This is a genomic window from Nocardia salmonicida NBRC 13393 (assembly GCF_001613085.1).
Lineage (GTDB): Bacteria > Actinomycetota > Actinomycetes > Mycobacteriales > Mycobacteriaceae > Nocardia > Nocardia salmonicida.
The window spans coordinates 1-20,163 of the sequence record NZ_BDBR01000071.1 but is presented as its reverse complement, the minus strand read 5'-3'; the positions used below and the strand labels follow the sequence as shown (position 1 = coordinate 20,163).

Genomic DNA, 20,163 nt, shown 5'->3' with positions numbered 1-20,163 from the left:
CACCGATGAGGCCAATCATCCTACGAACTTCTGCAATGCCTCTGCCATGGCTCGCGGTTGGTCTTCCGGAACAAGAGTCCACGAATCATCGATGATCAGCTTGGCCGCCTCAGGGAACAGCTCAACCAATCGATCCGCATGCTCGAGCGGCATCATCCGATCTTCGCGTGCCCACACCACGAGTACCGGACGTGTGAATGTCCGCAGTTGATCGGATAATTCGAGCAGTCGGCGTCGAGAGGGCGCCCCGGTGGCGAATTTGACCAGATCGCGGCGGATCGCGGCGTTCTCGATGGCGGGGCGAAACCATTCGTCGTACAGCGAGTCCGGCAGCCCCGTCTTACTCAGCGCACCGTACGCGCGGCGACTGTGCCGAAAGAACTTCGTCCCGAACATCCTGCTCAGCAGCCATCCCCCACCCGGCAGTCGGCACAGCAGGGCCGCGGGGCGCGCCGGCTTGGGCGGGTAGTTGTCGAACGCGGTGCACGAGGCGAGCACCAGCCTTCCCACGCGCTGATCACGACCCTCGGAGATCATGAACTGCCCACCGCCCCAATCGTTGAGGACCAACGTCACTGCCTCGAGTCCTAGGACATCGAGGAAGTCCGCGAGGATGCGAGCGACTCCCTGCTCGGTCAGGTCCACGTCGGGATGCATCGGCTCGACGTGCGCGCCCAGGGGCAACGTCGGTGTGATGCAACGGTATTCGGGCAGCAACGGAATGACTTTGCGCCATTGCCGACCGTCCATGAGCAGGCCGTGGCCGAACACGAGGACGGGTCCGTATCCACCGGTGTCCTCGTAGGCGATGGGCCCCGCCGGTACCTGCACTGTAGGCATCCCGCACCTCCTAGATAGATCGTTCTACTGGCCCACGATATGCTGTCGCATACCACCGCGCAAGGAGTGATCGCCATGGCAGATCTCGGCACACGTGAACGGATACTCGAGGCGACAGCGGAGCTGTATCGCCGCCAAGGCATGTCCGCTACCGGCCTCAAACAGATCTCCAGCACAGCTAAGGCACCGTTCGGCTCGATCTACCACCACTTCCCCGGGGGCAAGGAAGCGATCAGCGTGGAAGTCATTCGGCGCGAAGGAGTCCGTTACGGCGCTTTCGTCGGCACGCAACTGGCCGACGCCGATCCCGCGACCGCAATACCGCAACTATTCGAGAACGCCGGCAGACTCATGGAATCCCAGGATTACAGCGAGGCATGTTCGATCGAGACCATCGCACTGGAAGTTGCGAGCACCAACGAACGGCTCAGGAACGAGGCCGCGGAGGTCTTTCAGGACTGGCTGACTCGACTCGCACAATGGTTCGGACAACTCGACATCACCGAGCAACAGAGTCGTGCTCTGGCGATGTCAACGCTGACCGCCCTCGAGGGAGCGTTCGTGCTGTGTCGCACACTGCGCTCGATCGAACCCATCATCATTGCCGGGCAGGGAGTCCAGTCCGCGGTGACCGCCGTCCTCGTACCAGCACAGACGCCGTGATGCTCTCCATCCGGACGCCGGCGGGAACCTCCGTATCATTCGGGCGCTGCGCGCATCCGTTGTTGTCCCGCGCGCGACGATCCGGATGAATCTCGATGTTGCTTCGCGTCGAATTGCGAGAACAGCGCCCGCCGCCGACTTGCTCAACCGAGCTGTCGGCCGACGCCTGCGCCTGGGCCATCGTGGTTGTCGAACAGCCGCTTTCATTACTTGGCCGGGTCGTGGTATGCCAGCTTCTCGACAACAGGAGCATCGGAGAACCGGAACAGGTCGAGCTCGGTCTCCGCTTCCAGCGACCACGGCACCCAGGACGGCACGACGAATAGATCGCCGGTGGTCAGTGCCCGGCGCTGGTCGCCGAGCCGGACATGACCTGTGCCGTCGAAAACCTGCCAGATGGACGAGCCCACCTCGCGCCGAGCCGCAGTGCTCGTGCCCGCCCGCAAGCGGTGGAATTCGCAGCGGATAGTCGGGAGTACATCGCCGCCGTTGGTCGGGTTCGTGTATTTGATCGCCGCGTGACCCGGCTCGACGGTGGCCGGATGTCCTTCCTGCTCCAGCAGCAGTTGCTCGCGCAGAGCCCGGTCGGTGTACTCCCAGCGGTACGCGGCGATCGGCGTGGATCGCCGTGATGCACCCGACGAGAGCGGAGTGAGACCCGGATGACTCCACAACCGCTCCGATCGCGATATCGGTGGGGTCGATGCGTCGGTCACCACTTCGGACCCGAACTCGAAGAACCCGAGATCGAGGTCGTGCGCGAGTGGCACGTCGAGTCCATCGATCCATGCCATCGGCTGATCGGTCTCGTTGTGGTGCCCGTGGAAACACCAGCCGGGCGTCATCAGCAGATCACCGCGGCGCATAGCCACCGGGTCCCCGTCGACGACGGTCCACACCCCTTCGCCCTCGATCACGAAGCGAAACGCGTTCTGGGCGTGGCGGTGTTCCGGTGCGACTTCGCGCGGGCCGAGCCACTGGATCGCGCACCACAGGGTCGGCGTGGCATACGGGGCGGGGGCGAGACCGGGGTTCGCCAGGCCGATCGCTCGACGTTCACCGCCGCGGCCGACGGGGACGAGCTCACCGGAGCGGCGCGCGATGTCGAGCAGCTCCGACCACTGCCACAGGTGCGCGACCGCGGCGGGGGCAGGACTTTCCGGCATGAGGTTGCCGGTTTGGGTCCACAGCGGGGCGGTGGAGTTGCGGGTGAAGTCGGCGTAGAGACGGTCGAGTTCGGGGCTGGATTCGGGTTCTGTGATGTTGTTGCTGGTCATGGTGATTCCCTCGGAGAGCGGGGCGGCTCGGGGACCGCCGGTCGGAGTTCAGTGCGCCAGTGACGGCGCGGCATCGGTCGCCCCCGGCTCGGTGCGGCTGTCGGTCAGGACAGCGCGCCGGGAACGCAGCGCGAAGATCGCCAGCGCACCCGCGATCAGGGGCAGGCAGAACAGGAAGTAGAGGTTCTTCGGCGCCCAGCCGAGGTCGATGAGCCTGCCGGCGATGATGGGCGAGAAGATCGCGCCGACCCGTCCCATACCGATGACCAGCCCGACCGCGGTCGCTCGCGCCGAGGAGTCGTAGTACATCGGGGTTATGGAGAACATGCCGGCCATCACGGCGCTGGTGGTCATGCCGAGCAGCACGGCCGCGACCAGGGCCGTGTGCAGCGTTCCCATCGACAGCGCGTAGAGCGCGAAGGCGGCCGCGGCGACACCGAACAATGCGGTGAGTGTGGGACGCACGCCGAATCGCATGGCCAGCGGCCCGAACACCAGCGCCCCGACAATTCCGCCCGCGCTGAAACACACACCGGCTTGCACGCCGTCGGCGGAGGTGAACCCGCTGCTGGTGACCAGTTTCGGCGTCCAGGAGTTGGCGAAATAGAACCCGGCCATCAACACGAAGAAGCTGAATCCGAGCAGCGATGTCGTGAGCAGGTTCGGGCCGGTGGTGATGTCGCGCCAGTGCCCGGTGATGTCGTTGTTGCGCATCGCAACCGACGGCATCTCGGTCAGGGCCGGTTGGCGCAGCCGGGTCAGGATGGCGTTGGTACGTGCCAGGGCATTGCGGGGGCGCCGGTTGATCAAGAAATCGACCGATTCCGGCAGGATCGCCGCGGCGAGCAGTGCGACGCACAGCGTTACCACGGCGCCGAAGGCGAAGACCGCACGCCAATCGAATTGTGCGAGCAGGATACCGGCGATGATGCCGCCGAGTGTGCCGCCGATCGGCTGACCGGCGGTGTAGACGCTGATCGCGGTCGAGCGGTGCCGGGCCGAGGAGTACTCGGCCACCATGACATTCAGGCAGGCCTGCAGGGTTCCGACGGCGATGCCGGTGACGATCCGCACCGCGAGCAGCATGGTGAACCCGGTGGCCATCGCCGACAGCCCCATGCCGAGCGCGACGATCAGCGCGGCGACGACGATGGTGCGCCGGCGCCCGACGATGTCGGCCACCTGGGCGACGACGATCGATCCGGCGGCCATGCCGAACAACGCCGAACTGAGCAGGATGCCGAGTTGCGACCCGCTCAGCGACCATTCGTCGGAGATATGTGAGGCGCTGAATGCCAGCGCGAGCACATCGAATCCGTCGAGCATGTTCAACAGCACGCAGATCGTCACCACCGCGTATTGCAGTGGCTGCATGGGCGCGGATTCGATGCGGGCCTTGATGTTGTGAGCTGCGATTTCCATTGCGTCGCTCACTTACTCGCGAAACGGGCGTCGAGCTGAGCGCCCGGACGATCGGCGTAGGCGATGGCGGTTTCGGCGGTGACGCCGACCTCGAGCACACCGATCCGGTCGATCTCGAGCCGGATCGAGGTGCCGTCGTCCAGCGCGCCGACCCCGGCGGGCGTCCCGGTAGCGATGACGTCGCCGGGGTGCAGGGTCATCACCGAGCTCGCATAGGAGACCAGTTCGGCGACCGAGAAGATCAGTTCGCAGGTGTTGGTCCGCTGGCGCAGTTCCCCACCCACCCAGCAGCTCAGCGCCAAGGTGTCGGGGTCGCCGACCTCGTCAGCGGTGACGATCCACGGTCCCAGCGGGGTGAAGGTGTCGAAGGACTTGCGGGTCGAGCGGTCCTCGGTGGAACGGACGCTGATGTCGAGCAGGCAGGTGTAGCCGACGACGTAGTCGAGAGCTTCCTGCACTGGCACGTGCCGGGCGGTGCGGCCGATCACGATGGCCAGTTCGCCTTCCTGGTCGGTGCGTTTGTCGAGGTAGGGCAGCTCGACGGTCTCGCCCGGCCCGATCACCGAGGTGTTGGCCTTGAGAAACACGCCGTACTCGGCGATCGTCTTCTGCTCGTGCATCTCTACCTTGTGATCGAGGTAGTTCACCGGAGCGGCGACAATCTTGCCCGGCCGCGACAGCGGTGCGCGCAGCGCGACCGAGCCGAGGCGATGGCGCGGGCACTGCGAGAGATCCAGAGCGCGCAGGTCGGCGACGAGGCCGCCGCGTTCCAGCCAAGGCAGCCACGGGCCGCCATAGGGGCCCGCCGAGGTCGGGAGCAGATCGGTGACGTCGTAGAGGTCGGTGTCGGTGGCAATCGCGGCACGGTCGCCGTCGAGAACTGCGAGTCGCATGGTCGGAATCGTCTTTCGGTGGAAGGAATCGGGGCGGGATCAGGCGACAGCGAGGCGGGCTCGGAGCAGCAGATCGAAGACCGGGCCCCGGTAGAGCCAGTCGGCGTGGCCGTAGAGGTCCTCGGCGCCGAGGGTGGCGAGCAGTTCGTTGCGCACCACGCGGTGGACACCGCCCGCGTGGCAGATGTCGCCGAACATGCGTGCTCTGGTCTGCACTTCGGCGGTGCGCGGGATACGGGAGTCACTGAACCGGCGGATCACCGTCGGCCAGTCGGTGTCCTGGGCATCGGCGGCGACCAGGAACTCGAGCGTTTTGGCGTCTTCGAGTGCGAGGCAGCAGCCCTGGGCCAGGTATTGCAGCATGGGGTGTGCCGCATCGCCGGTCAGCACGAGCCTGCCCTCGCCCCAGGTGTCGGCGGGCATCCGGTCGTAGAGCGGCCACCGGCGCTGCTTGCCGATGTGGGTGATCGCGTCGCGCACCTGCGGATGGCAGCCGGCGAACGCGGCCTCGAGCTCGGCGGTGCCACCGAATTCCTCGTCGCCGCGCACGAAGGAGGGCGACTCGAACACCGCGACCTGATTGAGCACTTCGCCGGCGCGCAGCCGGTACTGGACCAGGTGGCTGCCGGGCCCGACCCACACGACGACATCGTCGAGTTCGCGGTCCTGTCTCGACACGTCGGTGATCGGGACCGTCCCGCGGTAGGCGACGTACCCGGACGCGACGAGGTCGTCACCGACGATCGTGTGGCGCAGCACGGAATTGAGTCCGTCGGCGGCGATGGTGGCTTCGGCGGTGAAGCTGCGATCACCTTCGGCGACGACGAGGGTGCCGTTGCCGATGTCCTCGACCCGTTCCACCCGGACGCCGGTGCGCAGGTCGGCCCCGGCCTCGCGGCATGCCTCGAGCAGGATCGCGTGCAGGTCCGTGCGGTGGATGACGACGTAGGGGCCACCGAACCGGGTGCGGAATTCGCCCGTCAGCGGCAGCCGTCCGATTTCCTCAGCGGAGATCGCGTCCCGCATGACGATATTGTTCGGGAGCACGCCGACCGCGCATACCCGCTCGAGCAAGCCCCACGAATCCAGGATGCGGGTGGCATTCGGGCCGAGCTGCAGGCCCGCACCGATTTCCCCGAACTCGTGAGCTTGTTCCAGTACAACGGCCTGTTTACCGGCTTTGATCAGCCCGAGCGCGGTGGCCAGACCGCCGATGCCGCCACCTACCACGACGGTAGGTGCGTAATCTGAGTCACAATTCTGCATGGGGCGAAACTAAGTCCGTGGGCTCTCACGAGGGAATATAATTCCGCTATGCGGAACACTCCCCTGCCCGAGCGACCGACGAGCGCGGTCGGCTCCCTCGACCGTGGGTTGCGGTTGCTGCAACTGCTGCGCGACTACGGCAGCCTGCGTGTGATGGACGCCGCCACCCACCTCGACATCTCGCGGTCGAGCGCACACCGGCTACTGCAGACGTTGACTTACCGGGGTTTCGCGGTGCAGAACGACAACCACGTCTACCTGCCCGGTCCCTCACTGGACGCGGCCCCGGCCAGACTGGCGTGGACCAAAGCGTTTCGCGCGCTGTGCCAGCCGCATCTCGAGGTGTTGTCGCGGCGCAGCGGCGAATCGGCGAACTTGATGATCCGGGTGCGCGAAAGCGTGCGGTTCCTCGGCACCGTGCGCGCGCAATCGGTGTATGCGACCAACGATCGCGATGGCGTGGTGATGCCTGCGCACCAGGCCTCCGGAGGCAAGGCGCTACTGGCCGCCCTGCCCTTCGACGAGGTGGAACGGCTGTATCGGCTCCCCGCGCGGGCGGCGAGCCACTGCTCGGCGCCGGCGAATTCCATTCCCTGACAGCCGATTTGGACACCACGCGGCGTCGCGGGTTCGCGATCAACTACGAAGGCACCGAACGTGGAGTGGCCGCGGTGGGCGTGGCGATCACCGACCGAGACGGTCAGGCCATCGGCGCGGTGTCGCTGTCGTGCCACGCCGAGCGCTTCGCACAATTGGTCGACAAGACACTGGTCCCCCTCGTGCTGGACGCCAGGACCCAGATCGAGAAGGACTTGGCCATCATCGATCTGGGTGCAGGTCGGTAGACGAGCCGCCGCTATCCGATTGCCTGCGGGATAGCGCGAACGCGACGAACGGCGCCGACCCGTACGCGTGTCGTTGGCCGGTCCCCATCGCGCTGCCTCGGACGGTACGTGGGATCGGGTGTCCATTCCTGGCATTCGTCTGGTGAGAACAGCCGACGGCGATGTCGGGGGCGGCCGGGCAGCGCACCGGCCGACATCGCCGCGGCCTTCAGCGGACGGCGGTCGCCGTCTGCTGTTCTGCCCCCAGTTCGGCGAAGGTTTCGGTGACCCAGTCGGCGATATAGGCACTGACCAGGGGAAAGTTGTCCAGCCCGATGTGTTCCGCGCCGCCCTCGCGAGCGGTGAAAACACGCAGCTGCCGTTTCGGGCTGGCCGTTGCCTGCTCGTAGGACCGGTGGGCGTATTCGAGCGGGATCTGCCGGTCGTTCTCGCCGTGCACGATGAGGAAAGGCACGCTGATCTGCTCGACGACGCCGTCGAGGTTGACGCCGTCGGCGTTGTTCAGGAAGGTGTCGAGGTCGTTCTCACCCCAGACCCACATCACGTGGTTCCAGTAGTGCGGCACGGGCCGTTCGCCTTCGCGTTCGATTCGGCGACGCTGCACCTTGCCCCAGTCGTGGTTGGCGCCCCATGCCACGCACAGCGCCAGCCGCTTCTCGAAGGCCGCCGCGCGGGGGGCATAGTAGCCGCCCAGCGACCAGCCGACCAACCCGATGCGCGTGGTGTCGATGTCGTCGACGGTCTCGAGGTAGTCGACACAGGCGGCCGCCCATTCCTCGGTCTCGATCTGGGCGGTGAGTCCTTGCAGGCGCAGTGCCTCGCCGCTGCCGGGACAGTCGACCATGAGGGTGGCGATCCCTCGCTCGGCAAGCTCGTGGGCGAACCCGGACAGGTACATGTGTTCCTTGGTGCTGTCCAGGCCGTTCCACACGATCATGCAGGGCACCGGGCCTGCCACGTCAGGCCGCATGAAATAGGCCGGAAGTGTGGTGCCGCGGAAGGGAATCGAGACGCGCACGGTGTTCGGATCGACCAGGTCGAAGGACTGCTGCATCAATTCCAGCACCCGGCGATAGATCGCGTTGCGATCGGGCGTCTGCGGGCTCTGCATCCGCTCGGCGTGAATCAGGTAGTTCGCGGCACGTGCGTAGGCTCGGCCCGCCGACCGGGTGCGTCCGACCGCACGGTCACGCCCCGCAGCCTCGACCAGGTCGTCGACGACCGCCGTCCAGGACGCCAGGAATTCCTCGGTGCCTGCGTCCTCACCGCGGGTGGCCGCTTCCCGAATGGGACGGCAGGCCCGATCGACCTCGTCGATGTAGCCGCCGCTGTTCAGCGCCGCGACCACACCGAGGTTCCACACATAGTTTCCGGGAAAGTATTCGAACATCAGGGTTTTCCTCTCATTGACAAGTTTTCGAGACGCGACGAGATCCGCACTCGACGCTGCTTTCGTCGGGGTTCAGACAACCGCGATCGGGTTCACCGGTGCGCCGACCGCACCGGTGACCGGGATCGGCGCGGCGACGAGGAAGAACTCGTAGGTGCCGGTGCGCGCGCAGTGTTCAGCGAGCGCGTCCAGGTCCCACATCTCGCCGAGGAACAACCCGATGTGCGGGATCGCGACCTGGTGCAGAGGTTGGAAGGCGTCGTCGAATTCGTTGGGCCGCACCTCGAATCCCCAGGTATCGGTGGCGATCGCGGCGATCTCGGTGCGGTGCAACCAGTCCGCGGTGGTGAACGACAGACCCGGGGCCGCGCCACCGGCGTACTCGTTCCAACCCTCGCGCCGGGCGCGGCTGAGCTGGCCGGTGCGCACGGTCACGATGTCACCGCGGCCGACCGCCGAGGACGCACCCTGCGAGCGGATCGTTTCTTCGAGATGCGCTGTCGTGATGGCGAACCCGTCGGGCAGTTCCGTAGCTGTCCCGTAGACACGCCCGACGTCGAGCAGCACGCCGCGGCCCACGATCCGATCTGCCACGGTTTCGATGCCGGTGACCTGGTCGCCCTGCGAGGTGACCACCTCGCCCGCGCGCCGCCCGTTCCAGGCCCGACCGTGGTCGAAGATGTGGCCGAGCCCGTCCCATTGCGTCGAACACTGCAGCGGCATCGACACCACGTCGTCGGCGCCGCCGAGACCGTGCGGGAATCCCTGGATCCCAGCTTCGGCGTCGGTGCCGGTATCGAGCATGGTGTGCACGGGATTGGAGCGACGCCGCCAGCCGCGCTGGGGCCCGTTCGTATCGAAGCTCTGCGACAGGCTGAAGCTGCGGCCGTGCCGGATCAGTGCCCCGGCTTCGGCCCTCTTGGCGTCGTCGAGGAAGTTCAACGTGCCGTGCACATCATCGGCACCCCACCGTGCCCAGTTCGAGCATCGCTGGGCCGCGGCGGCGATCGCGGACTCGGGATCACTGCGGTCCAGTGGCGTTGCGGCGGTTTCTGTTCCGGTCATCTGTGCTCCTGTAGTTCGGGTCGCAGCGCGTCCGAGATCGACTTCACGCCGCCGTGCGAGCTCGCTCCGCCGTCGACGGTGATCTCGGCGCCGGTCATGTAGGTGGAATCGGCGCCGAGGAGGAAGGCCACCGCGCCGGCGACCTCGGCGGCGGTGCCGGCACGCGCCAACGCGGTCTCACTGATCGACGACTCCCGGAATCGCGCGGGCGCCGATTCCGTCATGGGGGTGTCGATGAAGCCCGGATGGACGATGTTGATCCGAATTCCGTTCTCACCCAAGGACAGTGCGGCCGTGTGGGTCAAACCGCGCAGTGCCCATTTGCTCGTGGTGTAGGCCACCGGGTAGTGGCCGGTGAGCGCCGCGAGCGAACCGATGTTCACGATCGCCGAACCGACGCCCATCACGGGGGCCAGCGCCTGGATCGCCAGCAGCGGTGCCAGCACGTTGACCGCGTAGGCATCGGTCATGTCGGCGACGGTCACCTCGCCCAGGCGCGCGCGTCGGGTGATGCCCGCGCAGTTGACCAGTCCGTGCACCGGTGCGTCGAGAGTGGTTGCCAGTTCTCGCCATTGCCGCTCGTCGGTGACATCGAACGCGCGCACGCTTTCGCTGCCCTGGCGATCGAGCGCGACGACGTGGTAGCCGTCATCGGTGAGTCGCTCGGCGACAACGCGGCCGATGCCGCCCGCCGCGCCGGTGACGACCACGGTTCGGGTTGTCATGGTGCGGTCACCTCGGCCCGGTGCTGCGCGCGGTCGCGGAGCCGGGGTGCGGGAACAGCGTGCGGCGCGCTGGTGCGCTCGCCGACGGTGTTCACCAGGGTTCCCAGGTGTTCCACTGTGAGTTCGACCGTGTCGCCGACTGTCAGCGGCGGCGGGTCGAGACGGCCGCGGCGGCCCCACAGCTCGGCCAGACAGCCGCCGTTACCGACGGTGCCCGAGCCGAGTACATCCCCCGGCGCGAGCGCGGCGTCGCGTGAGGCGTAGGCCAGCAGCATGGGGAAGGTCCAGCCCATGTTGGACAAGACGTCGCTGCCCACTTCGATCCCGTTGACCCGTGCGGTGCAGTGCAGTGCGAGGAAGCCGTCGGCGTCGAGGAACGGCACCATTTCGTCGGCGGTCACCAGCACCGGGCCGAGTGTGTTCGCGAAGTCCTTGCCTTTCGCCGGACCGAGCCCGACCTGCATTTCCAGACGCTGGAGATCACGTGCCGACCAGTCATTGAGGATCGTGTAGCCGAAGATGTGATCGACGGCCTGCTCGACGGTCAGGTCGCGACCGGCACGGCCGACGACGGCGGCGACCTCGAGTTCGAAGTCCAGTTCCGCGCAGTGGTGCGGTGCCCGGATCTCGCTGCGCGGACCGTTCACCGTGTGCGGGTTGGTGAAATAGAAATGCGGCGCCGCGTACCAGGCCGCCGGCACTCCGCCGCGACCCTGGACACTCGCACGGACTGCTTCGACATGTTCTTCGAAGGTGACGAAATCGCGAATTGTCGGCGGTGCCAGCGGAGCGTCGAACGCGACCTCGTCTGCAGGAATCGGCGTGGTCATCGACTGGATCTGGCCGCCCATCTCCAGCGCGGCGGCCAGCCCGGCCCGGACGAGTTCGAGGACCGTGGTGCCACCGGGGAACAGGTACACGCTGTCGTCGTCGACGACAGCGGCGACAGGAGCCGCGTCGTTATGGCGAATCATGGCAAAACGCATGGTGGATAACTCCTTTCACACCGGCGGTGCGGTGAACAGACCCTTGTCGGGGTCGTTGAACGATTTCGCGGCGACGAATTCGTCCATCGCGTTGGCGGTCCCCCATTGGTCGCTGACCTCGGGCTGGGTGAAGTCGTAGAGGTGCGGGTGCCAGGTGTCCTCGTCCAGCGACTCGAGTTCGGTCGTGTACTCCATCGTGTTGCCGTTCGGGTCGAGGAAGTACGAGAAGGTGTTGTTGCCCGCGAGGTGCCGGCCGGGGCCCCAGATCTTTTCGACGCCCGAGCGCAACATGCGGCCGGTACCACGCATGTACTCGTCGAGACCGCGCAGCTCGAACGACGCGTGGTGCAGCGCGGGATGGGGGCCGCGCGCGATCGCCAGCGAATGGTGCCAACGGTTGGTGCGCAGAAACCACATCATCTTGCCCATGCGCGGATGCATGAGGATGTCGGAGACCTTGAAGCCGAAATGCTTCTCGTAGAAGGCCACGGTGGTTTCCGGGTCGGCGGAGTTCACCACCACGTGCGACAGCCGTACCGGAATCGCCTCGCCCACTTCAACTTTGCGATGTCGGCGAGCCGCGACGTCGGCGGACACCTCGATCGTGCGGCCTTCGTTGTCGAAGAACCGGAAACCGTATCCCCCACCGGGTGTCTGCAATCGGTCCGGTTCGCTGACCAAGGTGGCCCCGCCCCGGCCGAGCTTATCGGCGACGGTGTCGACCGCCGCGCTGTCGGTGACGCCGAAAGAGATCAGGTCGAGGCGCTTTTCGGCGGCGCGGCGGATGCGCACCACGTACTGCTCGGGCGAGCCCTCCGCGGCCAGATAGGTGACATCGCCATCGGTCGCGGCCACCGACAGGCCCCAGTGGTTGGTGTAGAAGTCGAGCTGCTTGTCGAAGTCGGGCACGGCCAGCGCCGTGTGCCGCAGGTGGGTGAAGACATGATCGCTCATGAGGAGGCTCCGAAAAACGAGGGATGGGGTTCAGGCCGGTGTCGCGACGAGCTCGGCGATGCGGCGCATCAAGCCGGGGACATCGGCGTCGGGATCGTGGTCGAGCATCCATCGGCCGAGCTGCACCGAGGCCTCGACCACGGCTTTCGCCCGCGGCAGGCGACGGTCGGTGAAGCTGCGCCACAGCTGCGGACCGACCGGTTCGGCAATGAGGAGTTCGCTGAGCACCGCCGCGTCTTCGAGCGCCTGCGCGCCGCCCTGGGCGAGGGTGGGCGGGCACGCGTGGGCGGCGTCGCCGATCAGCACGATGCGTCCGCGATTCCACGGCCCGTCGATCACGTGCTGCTCGAACCGGGTGTAGTTGACGGCGTCGGGATCGGTCAGCAGCGCACGGACCTCGTCCCACGGTCCGTGGTACTCGGCGGCCAGTGCGCGCATCATTTCGAGCTGCTCGGTCTTGGACAGCGCCGAACGATCATGGGTGTCCTCGACAATGTAGGCGTACATCGAGTCCGGTCCGGTCGGGCAGTATCCGGCGATGTGCGCGACGCCGCCGTAGTAGAGATCGGTGCGGGTGATCGATGCCGGACGCGAGCACACCAACCGCCAGATGCCCATGCCGGTTGGCTGCGGGTCGGAGTCGATGCCGAGGGCGCGACGGGTGGGCGAGCGGACACCGTCGGCGCCGATCACCACGTCGTAGCGTCGGCTGGCGCCGTCGTCGAAGACGACATCGACGCCGGTGTCGTCGGCCTCGAATTTGGTGGCGCGCACGCCGAAACGTAGTCGTGTACCGGCCTTTTCCGCGGCGTCGTGCAGCATCGCCGCCAGCACCGGCCGCTCCATCCCGACCGCCGCCGGGAGGTCGGGGCCACCGGTCTTGGTATCGGGAATCTCGGCGAGGAGGCTGCCGTGCGCGTCGGTCGCGCGGATGCCCAGGGTGTCGAAACCCCAGCTCTCGCGGCTGATATCGGCCCACAGATCCAGATCCCTGAGCACGCGTAACGCGTTGCCTTGCAACGTGATGCCGGAACCGATGGCGTGGCCGCGGCCGCGCGCCTCGACGAGATCGACGTCGAGACCGGCGCGGGCGAGAAAGACCGCGGCCGCCGACCCGGCGAGACCGCCGCCGAGTACGAGGACGGTGTGGGCGGTGTGAGGGTGCATCGAATCACTTCCCTGGGACAGTGCACATAAGCGAGCGTTGTGGTGACTCACTCCACTCTGAGACCCACATCACCATCAGGGAAGGCGTGATTTCTGATTGTCTGTATAAATGGGAGTTATGCCGAAGCCTGCTCGCCCGTTGGCCAATCTCGACCTCAACCTGCTGGTCACGCTGGAGGCCGTGGTGCAGCACGAGAGTGTGACCAGGGCCGCCGAGCACCTCGGCGTCACGCAACCGGCCGTTTCGGCGGCCTTGGCTCGGTTACGCCGCCACTTCGACGACGACATCCTCGAGCGGGTCGGCAACAGGTACCGGTTGACACCCTTCGGTATCGAGCTGCGTCAGCGCACCAGGGCCGCGCTGACGAGCGTCGAGCGAGTGTTCTCCGCGCGCGGCACCTTCGACGCCACCGACACCAGCCGCGAATACTCGGTCGTGACCAGCGACTACACCACCGCCCTGCTCGGCCAACGCCTCGCCGAGCTGCTCACCTCGGCCGCACCCCACGCACGCCTGCGCATACTCCCCTCCTCACCCGAACTCGTCGCCCGAGCCGAGCACACCCTCACCACCTACGACGTCATGCTCGTGCCGCACGGTTTCGTCACCGATCTACCCAATGAGACTGTCTTCCATGATGATTGGATGGTCGTGACGGATCGGAACCACGAACCGTCCAGCGGAGAACTGAGCGCCGAGGACCTGCAGCGGCGCCCCTGGGTTCTCGTCTACCACTCCCAGACCGCCTCCACCCCGGCCGCGCGCCGGTTGCGGATGCTCGGCATCGAACCGACGCGTCAGATCGTCACCGAGAACTTCCTGACCGTCCGGTGCCTGATCACCGGCAGCGACCGCATCGCCCTGGTCCCCCGCCGCTTGCTCGCGGTCCCCGGGATGAGCGAGGGTCTCACGGCCTATCCGTGTCCGGTCGACCTCGGCGAGCTGACCCAGGCGATGTGGTGGCATCCGGTGTTCACCGATGATCCGGAGCACCGCTTCCTACGCCGTCTGATCCGGGAGGCGGCCCAAAGCAGCTGCGCGTCAACATAATCGACTCACTGCTCTTGTTTCATCTCCGCCTCGTACACGTGAGGGCGGCGATCAGAGGTTGCCGGTCGGCGGGCCCTGGCTTGTTCCCACTTGGATGCCGACCACGCAGGTGTCGTCGTCTGTGTCGGCGTCGCTGCTGTCGAGCAGGTGGTCGAGACGGTCATCCAGGCTTCCGGTGAATGCGGCCGAGATCGTGAGAAGTCGTTCTATACAGAGGTCCAGATCCCGGTCGCGGCGCTCGATGAGGCCGTCGGTGTAGAGCAGGAGCGTGTCGTCCAATTCGAGCTGGATTTCGCCTTCCTCGTAGCTTGTTTCCGCCAGCGCGCCGAGGATTATGCCTTTGAGTTCAGGCAGGGAGCAGGCGTGGCCGGCTCGGACCAGCACTGGTGGCGGGTGGCCTGCGCGAGCCCAGCGCAGGACCCGAGTCACTGGGTTGTAGACGCCACAGATGGCGGTGGCGAATATGCTGTCGGTGAGGTGGTGTGCCACCAGATTCAGCCATGCCAGCATCTGGCCCGGTCCGGCACCGGTTGCGGCAAGACCACGTAAGGCGTTGCGTAGCACGACCATTCCGGTCGCGGCCGTGATGCCGTGGCCGGTGATGTCGCCGACCGATACCAAAATCTCCTTCGACGGCAGCACGATGGTGTCGTACCAGTCGCCACCGACGAGCTCGTCCTGCTCGGTCGGTCGGTAGCGCACCGCGATACGCAAACCGAACGCGTCGGTTGACGGCTGCGCGTCGGGCATGATGGCCTGCTGGAGCTGCCTTGCCAGACTGCTCTGTTCGGCGGCGCGCATTTCGGTGTCGGTGAGCCGGTCCCGGGTCGCCGACAGCGCGATCTCGGTCCAGTGTTGGGACGAGACATCCTGGTACGCACCGCGGATGGCGTGCAGGTGCCCGGCCGCGTCGACCACCGGTTCGGCGATGATCCGGACGTGACGGGTCACGCCGTCGGCTCTGGTCAGTCGGCATGCGGTGGAGGCAGGACGGCGGTAGCGCAGCAGCGTGCGCAGAAACCGTCGCACCGCCTCGGTGTCGGCGTCGTGGACGTGGCCTGGCAGCTGCGCCAGCGGGACGGGGTCGGTGGTCGGTGCCAGCCCGTAGAGCGCGAAAAGCTGGTCGCTCCAAGTAATCTCGCCGGTGGCCGCGTTCTCCTCGAAACCGCCGACGCGGCCGAGCCGTTGGGCGTGCTGCAGCAGCGTCGCCAGTCGCCCCGACTCGTCCTCTATCCGCCACACCATGAGCACGGCGTCGCCGTGGCGGCTGATACTGAGCGCGGCCGCGACGGTCAAGGGGATCTGGTCGACCAGTTCGGTCAGCATGACCCGGTCGGCGCGGTAGCTCTCACCAGTGGCGAAGACATGCTCGATCCGCTCGAACAGTCGTCCCTCGACCGCGGCCATCGGGTACATCTCGAGCAGTGACGAGCCGCTGATCAGGCCGGGAGGTCGACCGGCCGGGTCGACGAAGCAACTGTTGAGGTGATGGATGGAGAAGTCGGCGAGCCTGCCCTCGTCGAGGTGGGGTATGAGCACCAGTGCGGGGTCGAACAATCCATCCGCCAAACGCACGAGGTCGGCGGCATCGGCGCGTTCGTTGGTCCGTACGGCGGCCGAGTCGGACTCGAGCGTGTGCGCACACAGCTCGGCCAGCGCTTGCAGTTGCTGGTGAATCTGGCGCGGTTGCACGTCGATCGGCCGAGGCCAGCACACCTCGAGCACCCCCACTATTTTGCCGGCCGCGCCGACCGGGATCGCCGCTCGGCCGCCGGCACGGTCTCCGATCGACGGCAGCCCCGACACACTCAGGTCCTCGATCCACTGCGCCGTGCGTTGGATCAGCGCCTGCCGCGCCGGGGTCACCACCCCCGGCGGCACATAGTGCCACCGCCGGGCCTCGTGCCCGGCGATCCCGGCGAAACCCGCCAGCGACAGCGACGCGTCGATGCCCGCGGACCAGATCGCGACCGCCGTGGCACCCAGCGGTGACACTGCGTGTTCGAGAACCGACTCCGCTACCCGCTGGGTATCGCCCGCCGCGAGCAGTCCGCTCTCGGCGGTGCGCAGCCGCACGACCGCCGTCGGCTCGCTGGGTGGTGTGGCGGTGGCCTGCAGGAACTCCCCGACCACCGCGCTCATTTTGTCCTGCGCCGCCTGGTTCACCAGGTCGACGGCCAACTCCAGGGGCGCGACCCCGGCTCGGGCGGACAGGATCTCCAGTTGGGTTGCCGCCTGCGCGGGCCCGCAGTGCAGCCGTTCGACCAGCACACCCTTGGCCATTTCGATCAGCGCCCGGCCGTCGGCTGTGGCCTGTGCCTGCCGGATCTGGTTGTGTAGCCGCTCCACTGTGGCCGCGAGGCGCGAGACGACCGGGTCTGTCCCGGCGTCGGTGTCACCGATTCCGGAGTCGGTCATCTGACACCGAGCCAGTGCACGATGCAGGCCAGGAGCGCATCCGCGTCGACCGGCTTGGTGACGTAGTCGTTGGCGCCGGAGGCCAAGCTCTTGTCCCGGTCACCCAGCATGGCCTTGGCGGTCACGGCGATGATCGGCAGCTTTTCGTATTGTGGCATCTCGCGGATGGTCGATGTCGCGGTGTAGCCGTCCATCTCGGGCATCATCACGTCCATCAGCACCAGATCCGTTTCCGGGTGCGTGAGCAGCTTGTCGATGCCCTCGCGCCCGTTCTCGGCGTGCAACACGGTGATGTCGTGCAGTTCGAGAATGCTGCTGAGCGCGAACAGATTACGGGCATCGTCGTCGACGATGAGCACAGTGCGCCCGGCCAGCTCGCCGAGCGGGCGATGCGGCGTGGCAACCGGTGCGTCGTCCCGGCGCACCAGGGGCAGTACGTCCCCGGGTGCCTCGGCGGTGACGTGCAGGGCGATCCGCTCGCGCAGTTCATCCAGGCTCGACAGCAACTCCAGCGGCCGTCGCCGCATGCGATCCTGCAGTAGGCGTTCCTGCTCGGCGTCGAGGCGGCGGTTGTGGGCGAGCACCGGCACGCTGCTCAACGCGGCATCGCCGTCCATCGTCTCGAGGAACTCCAGCGCGGCGCTGTCGGGCATGTCCAGCTCCAGCACTACGCAGTGGAACGACTCGGCGGCGAGTGCTCCGGCCGCTTCCACCACACCGATCGCGCTGACCACCTGGACCGGCCCGCGCGGGTCGTTGTTGTCGGCGAGGTCGGCCACCGCGCTCTGCGCGACCAGCGACAGCAGGCCCTGCGGCCGCTCCTCCACCACCAACAGCCGACGCTGCTGTGGCGTCGCCGAATTCGACGCGAGTTCCAGACGGTCGTGGGTCTGCTGTCGGTCCGTGTGCTCGAGCTCGAGCACTTCGTGGAAGTCGGGACGAGCGACCGGCAGGTAGAGGGTGAAGGTGCTGCCTTGGCCGAGGGTGCTCTCGGCCGCGATGGCCCCGCCGAGCAGGTAGGCGATCTCGCGGCTGATCGACAGGCCGAGCCCGGTGCCGCCGTATTTGCGGCTGGTCGTGCCGTCAGCCTGTTGGAAGGCGCCGAAGATCGACTCCAGCTGATGCTGGGCGATGCCGATCCCGGTGTCGATCACTCGCAGGGCGATGGCCATGCCGTGGCGGCGTACCGCGGCGGGCAACTCGTGGGTCTCCGTCGGCTCGATTCGCAACTCCACCGACCCGCTCTCGGTGAACTTGACCGCGTTGGACAACAGATTGCCCAGCACCTGCCGCAGCCGAGAATCATCGGTGAGCAGCTCCAGTGGCAGACCCGCAGTGGTCGTGATCCGGAAACCCAGACTCTTCTGCGTGGTCACCGGCCGGAAGGTCGCCTCGACGTAGTCCAGCAATTTGCGCAGCGGCACCCGCTCGGGGGTGATATCCATCTTGCCCGCCTCGACCTTGGACAGATCGAGGATGTCGTTGATCAGCTGCAGCAGATCCGAACCCGCCGAGTGGATGATGCCCGCGTATTCGACCTGTTTGGGTGTGAGGTTGCGGGTCGGGTTCTGTGCCAGCAACTGAGCGAGGATGAGCAGACTGTTCAGCGGTGTGCGTAGCTCGTGGCTCATATTGGCCAGGAACTCCGACTTGTACTTCGAGGCGAGCGCGAGTTCCTGGGCGCGGGTCTCGAGCTCTTGCCTGGCCTGCTCGATTTCGAGGTTCTTCGCTTCGATATCGCGGTTCTGCTGAACCAGCAGCGCCGCCTTTTCCTCCATCTCGGCGTTGGACAGCTGCAGTTCTTCCTGGCGTACCTGCAGCTCTTCCGAGCGTGCCTGCAATTCAGAAGTCAGGCGCTGGGATTCGACGAGCAGTTCGTCGGTGCGCGCGTTGGCCACGATGGTGTTGACGTTGACGCCCACCGTTTCCATGAGCTGATCGAGGAAATCGAGGTGGATGCGGGTGAAGCGATGCAGGGAGGCCAGCTCGATCACACCGAGCACCTGGTCTTCCACCACGATCGGCAGCACAAGGAGATTGACCGGCGCGGTTCGCCCCAACCCCGAGGAGATGGTGACGTAGTCACCGGGAACGTCGTCCACGGCGATCGTGCGGCGGCTGCGCGCTGCCTGGCCGACCAGCGACTGGCCGAAGGTGAGTCGAGGCGCGCTGCCCGGTCCGTCCGGGCTGCCGTAGGAGCTGATCAATCGCAGCTCCGGCTGCTCGGCGGTTTCGTCGGCCAGGTAGAACGCACCGAACTGTGCCGACACCAGCGGCGCGAGCTCGTCCATGATCAGCTCGGCCACCACATGCAGATCGCGTTGGCCCTGCATCAGGCTCGAGATGCGGGCCAGGTTGCTCTTGAGCCAGTCCTGGTCCTGGTTGGCCATGGTGGTTTCGCGCAACGACTCCACCATGGAGTTGATGTTGTCCTTGAGCTCGGCGACTTCACCGGAGGCTTCGACGGTGATCGAGCGCGTCAGGTCGCCTTCGGCGACGGCGCTGGTGACCTCGGCGATAGCGCGGACTTGGCGGGTCAGGTTGCCCGCCAGCTCGTTGACGTTCTCGGTCAACCGCTTCCAGGTGCCCGAGACGCCCTCGACCTCGGCCTGACCGCCCAGTCGGCCCTGCGACCCCACCTCGCGGGCCACGCGGGTCACCTCGGCGGCGAAGGCAGACAACTGGTCGACCATCGTGTTGATCGTGGTCTTGAGTTCCAGGATCTCCCCGCGCGCATCCACGTCGATCTTGCGGGTCAGGTCGCCCTGGGCGACCGCGGTCGTCACCTGGGCGATGTTGCGCACCTGATTGGTCAGGTTGTTGGCCATCGAGTTGACGTTGTCGGTCAGGTCCTTCCAGGTACCCGCCACGTTGGGCACGCGGGCCTGACCACCGAGCATGCCCTCGGTGCCGACCTCGCGGGCCACGCGGGTGACCTCGTCGGCGAACGCCGACAGCGTGTCGACCATGGTGTTGATCACCCCGGCCAGCGCGGCGACCTCACCCTTGGCCTCCACGGTGATCTTCTGGCTCAGATCACCGCGCGCGACCGCGGTGGCGACCTGGGCGATCGAGCGCACCTGGTTGGTCAGGTTGGAGGCCATCACATTGACGTTGTCGGTGAGGTCTTTCCAGGTGCCCGAGGCGCCGCGAACGGTCGCCTGCCCGCCGAGGTTGCCCTCGGTGCCGACCTCGCGGGCC

At 66.7% G+C, this 20,163-nt stretch carries 17 protein-coding genes; 4 read left to right on the top strand and 13 right to left on the bottom strand.

The window, feature by feature from the left end; genetic code table 11:
* Positions 1-15: 15 nt before the first annotated feature.
* The gene (locus NS1_RS37665; protein ID WP_062992414.1) at positions 16-840 is read right to left on the bottom strand and encodes an alpha/beta fold hydrolase; all 825 of its coding nucleotides are present in this window, start codon (positions 838-840) and stop codon (positions 16-18) included.
* Between the two features lie 75 nt (positions 841-915).
* On the opposite strand from NS1_RS37665, the gene NS1_RS37660 reads away from it, so the two are divergent.
* Positions 916-1,503 carry a TetR/AcrR family transcriptional regulator gene (locus NS1_RS37660; protein ID WP_062992438.1) on the top strand — a complete coding sequence of 196 codons (588 nt, stop codon included), beginning with the start codon at positions 916-918 and terminating at the stop codon, positions 1,501-1,503.
* A gap of 206 nt (positions 1,504-1,709) precedes the next feature.
* Here NS1_RS37660 and NS1_RS37655 read toward each other — a convergent pair whose 3' ends face one another.
* Genes NS1_RS37655 through NS1_RS37640 form a run of 4 tightly spaced genes read right to left on the bottom strand, consistent with a single transcriptional unit; the run spans position 1,710 to position 6,361 of the window.
* On the bottom strand, positions 1,710-2,780 hold the full coding sequence (locus NS1_RS37655) for a cupin domain-containing protein (protein ID WP_062992412.1): 1,071 nt from the start codon (positions 2,778-2,780) through the stop codon (positions 1,710-1,712).
* A gap of 48 nt (positions 2,781-2,828) precedes the next feature.
* A complete protein-coding gene (locus NS1_RS37650) occupies positions 2,829-4,202 on the bottom strand; it encodes an MFS transporter (protein WP_062992410.1) in 1,374 nt (457 codons plus the stop codon).
* 8 nt (positions 4,203-4,210) lie between these two features.
* Entirely contained in the window at positions 4,211-5,095 is an 885-nt protein-coding gene (locus NS1_RS37645) for a fumarylacetoacetate hydrolase family protein (protein WP_062992407.1), read from the bottom strand.
* A 39-nt stretch (positions 5,096-5,134) separates the two neighbouring features.
* Positions 5,135-6,361 carry an FAD-dependent monooxygenase gene (locus NS1_RS37640; protein ID WP_062992405.1) on the bottom strand — a complete coding sequence of 409 codons (1,227 nt, stop codon included), beginning with the start codon at positions 6,359-6,361 and terminating at the stop codon, positions 5,135-5,137.
* Positions 6,362-6,409: 48 nt separating this feature from the next.
* Here NS1_RS37640 and NS1_RS37635 point away from each other — a divergent pair, with 48 nt between their 5' ends.
* Both NS1_RS37635 and NS1_RS41100 read left to right on the top strand, forming a co-directional pair.
* Positions 6,410-6,958: a helix-turn-helix domain-containing protein gene (locus NS1_RS37635; RefSeq protein WP_062992403.1), complete on the top strand. Its 549-nt coding sequence runs from the start codon at positions 6,410-6,412 to the stop codon at positions 6,956-6,958.
* A gap of 8 nt (positions 6,959-6,966) precedes the next feature.
* Complete coding sequence (locus tag NS1_RS41100; RefSeq protein WP_062992401.1) at positions 6,967-7,206, top strand: IclR family transcriptional regulator domain-containing protein; 240 nt, start codon at positions 6,967-6,969, stop codon at positions 7,204-7,206.
* A 208-nt stretch (positions 7,207-7,414) separates the two neighbouring features.
* On the opposite strand, the gene NS1_RS37625 is transcribed toward NS1_RS41100, so the two are convergent.
* The 6 genes from NS1_RS37625 to NS1_RS37600 all read right to left on the bottom strand — a co-directional run bounded on the left by NS1_RS37625 (position 7,415) and on the right by NS1_RS37600 (position 13,493).
* Entirely contained in the window at positions 7,415-8,596 is a 1,182-nt protein-coding gene (locus tag NS1_RS37625; protein WP_062992398.1) for an alpha/beta hydrolase family protein, read from the bottom strand.
* 72 nt (positions 8,597-8,668) lie between these two features.
* Positions 8,669-9,661 (bottom strand): cyclase family protein, encoded by a 993-nt coding sequence (locus NS1_RS37620; RefSeq protein WP_174562716.1) that lies wholly within the window; start codon positions 9,659-9,661, stop codon positions 8,669-8,671.
* Positions 9,658-10,386, bottom strand: a complete 729-nt coding sequence (locus NS1_RS37615) for an SDR family NAD(P)-dependent oxidoreductase (protein ID WP_062992396.1) — start codon at positions 10,384-10,386, stop codon at positions 9,658-9,660. Before NS1_RS37615 ends, NS1_RS37620 begins: the two co-directional genes overlap by 4 nt.
* On the bottom strand, positions 10,383-11,372 hold the full coding sequence (locus NS1_RS37610) for a fumarylacetoacetate hydrolase family protein (RefSeq protein ID WP_062992394.1): 990 nt from the start codon (positions 11,370-11,372) through the stop codon (positions 10,383-10,385). Before NS1_RS37610 ends, NS1_RS37615 begins: the two co-directional genes overlap by 4 nt.
* Before the next feature lie 15 nt (positions 11,373-11,387).
* On the bottom strand, positions 11,388-12,326 hold the full coding sequence (locus NS1_RS37605) for a VOC family protein (RefSeq protein WP_062992392.1): 939 nt from the start codon (positions 12,324-12,326) through the stop codon (positions 11,388-11,390).
* Between the two features lie 30 nt (positions 12,327-12,356).
* Positions 12,357-13,493 carry an FAD-dependent monooxygenase gene (locus NS1_RS37600; protein ID WP_062992390.1) on the bottom strand — a complete coding sequence of 379 codons (1,137 nt, stop codon included), beginning with the start codon at positions 13,491-13,493 and terminating at the stop codon, positions 12,357-12,359.
* Positions 13,494-13,611: 118 nt separating this feature from the next.
* On the opposite strand from NS1_RS37600, the gene NS1_RS37595 reads away from it, so the two are divergent.
* A complete protein-coding gene (locus NS1_RS37595) occupies positions 13,612-14,544 on the top strand; it encodes a LysR family transcriptional regulator (protein ID WP_157125614.1) in 933 nt (310 codons plus the stop codon).
* A gap of 51 nt (positions 14,545-14,595) precedes the next feature.
* Here the strand turns inward: NS1_RS37595 and NS1_RS37590 are convergent, their stop codons facing one another.
* Positions 14,596-16,962, bottom strand: a complete 2,367-nt coding sequence (locus NS1_RS37590) for a SpoIIE family protein phosphatase (protein WP_062992386.1) — start codon at positions 16,960-16,962, stop codon at positions 14,596-14,598.
* The coding region (locus NS1_RS37585) for a hybrid sensor histidine kinase/response regulator (RefSeq protein ID WP_062992384.1) at positions 16,959-20,163 on the bottom strand (3,205 nt) is incomplete at its 5' end. The genes NS1_RS37585 and NS1_RS37590, both read right to left, overlap by 4 nt.

What these genes read in the sequence shown, in the direction of transcription:
- NS1_RS37665 (WP_062992414.1), bottom strand. Translation starts at nt 840, where the DNA reads ATGCCTACAGTGCAGGTACCGGCGGGGCCCATCGCCTACGAGGACACC.
- NS1_RS37660 (WP_062992438.1), top strand. Translation starts at nt 916, where the DNA reads ATGGCAGATCTCGGCACACGTGAACGGATACTCGAGGCGACAGCGGAG.
- NS1_RS37655 (WP_062992412.1), bottom strand. Translation starts at nt 2,780, where the DNA reads ATGACCAGCAACAACATCACAGAACCCGAATCCAGCCCCGAACTCGAC.
- NS1_RS37650 (WP_062992410.1), bottom strand. Translation starts at nt 4,202, where the DNA reads ATGGAAATCGCAGCTCACAACATCAAGGCCCGCATCGAATCCGCGCCC.
- NS1_RS37645 (WP_062992407.1), bottom strand. Translation starts at nt 5,095, where the DNA reads ATGCGACTCGCAGTTCTCGACGGCGACCGTGCCGCGATTGCCACCGAC.
- NS1_RS37640 (WP_062992405.1), bottom strand. Translation starts at nt 6,361, where the DNA reads ATGCAGAATTGTGACTCAGATTACGCACCTACCGTCGTGGTAGGTGGC.
- NS1_RS37635 (WP_062992403.1), top strand. Translation starts at nt 6,410, where the DNA reads ATGCGGAACACTCCCCTGCCCGAGCGACCGACGAGCGCGGTCGGCTCC.
- NS1_RS37625 (WP_062992398.1), bottom strand. Translation starts at nt 8,596, where the DNA reads ATGTTCGAATACTTTCCCGGAAACTATGTGTGGAACCTCGGTGTGGTC.
- NS1_RS37620 (WP_174562716.1), bottom strand. Translation starts at nt 9,661, where the DNA reads ATGACCGGAACAGAAACCGCCGCAACGCCACTGGACCGCAGTGATCCC.
- NS1_RS37615 (WP_062992396.1), bottom strand. Translation starts at nt 10,386, where the DNA reads ATGACAACCCGAACCGTGGTCGTCACCGGCGCGGCGGGCGGCATCGGC.
- NS1_RS37610 (WP_062992394.1), bottom strand. Translation starts at nt 11,372, where the DNA reads ATGCGTTTTGCCATGATTCGCCATAACGACGCGGCTCCTGTCGCCGCT.
- NS1_RS37605 (WP_062992392.1), bottom strand. Translation starts at nt 12,326, where the DNA reads ATGAGCGATCATGTCTTCACCCACCTGCGGCACACGGCGCTGGCCGTG.
- NS1_RS37600 (WP_062992390.1), bottom strand. Translation starts at nt 13,493, where the DNA reads ATGCACCCTCACACCGCCCACACCGTCCTCGTACTCGGCGGCGGTCTC.
- NS1_RS37595 (WP_157125614.1), top strand. Translation starts at nt 13,612, where the DNA reads ATGCCGAAGCCTGCTCGCCCGTTGGCCAATCTCGACCTCAACCTGCTG.
- NS1_RS37590 (WP_062992386.1), bottom strand. Translation starts at nt 16,962, where the DNA reads ATGACCGACTCCGGAATCGGTGACACCGACGCCGGGACAGACCCGGTC.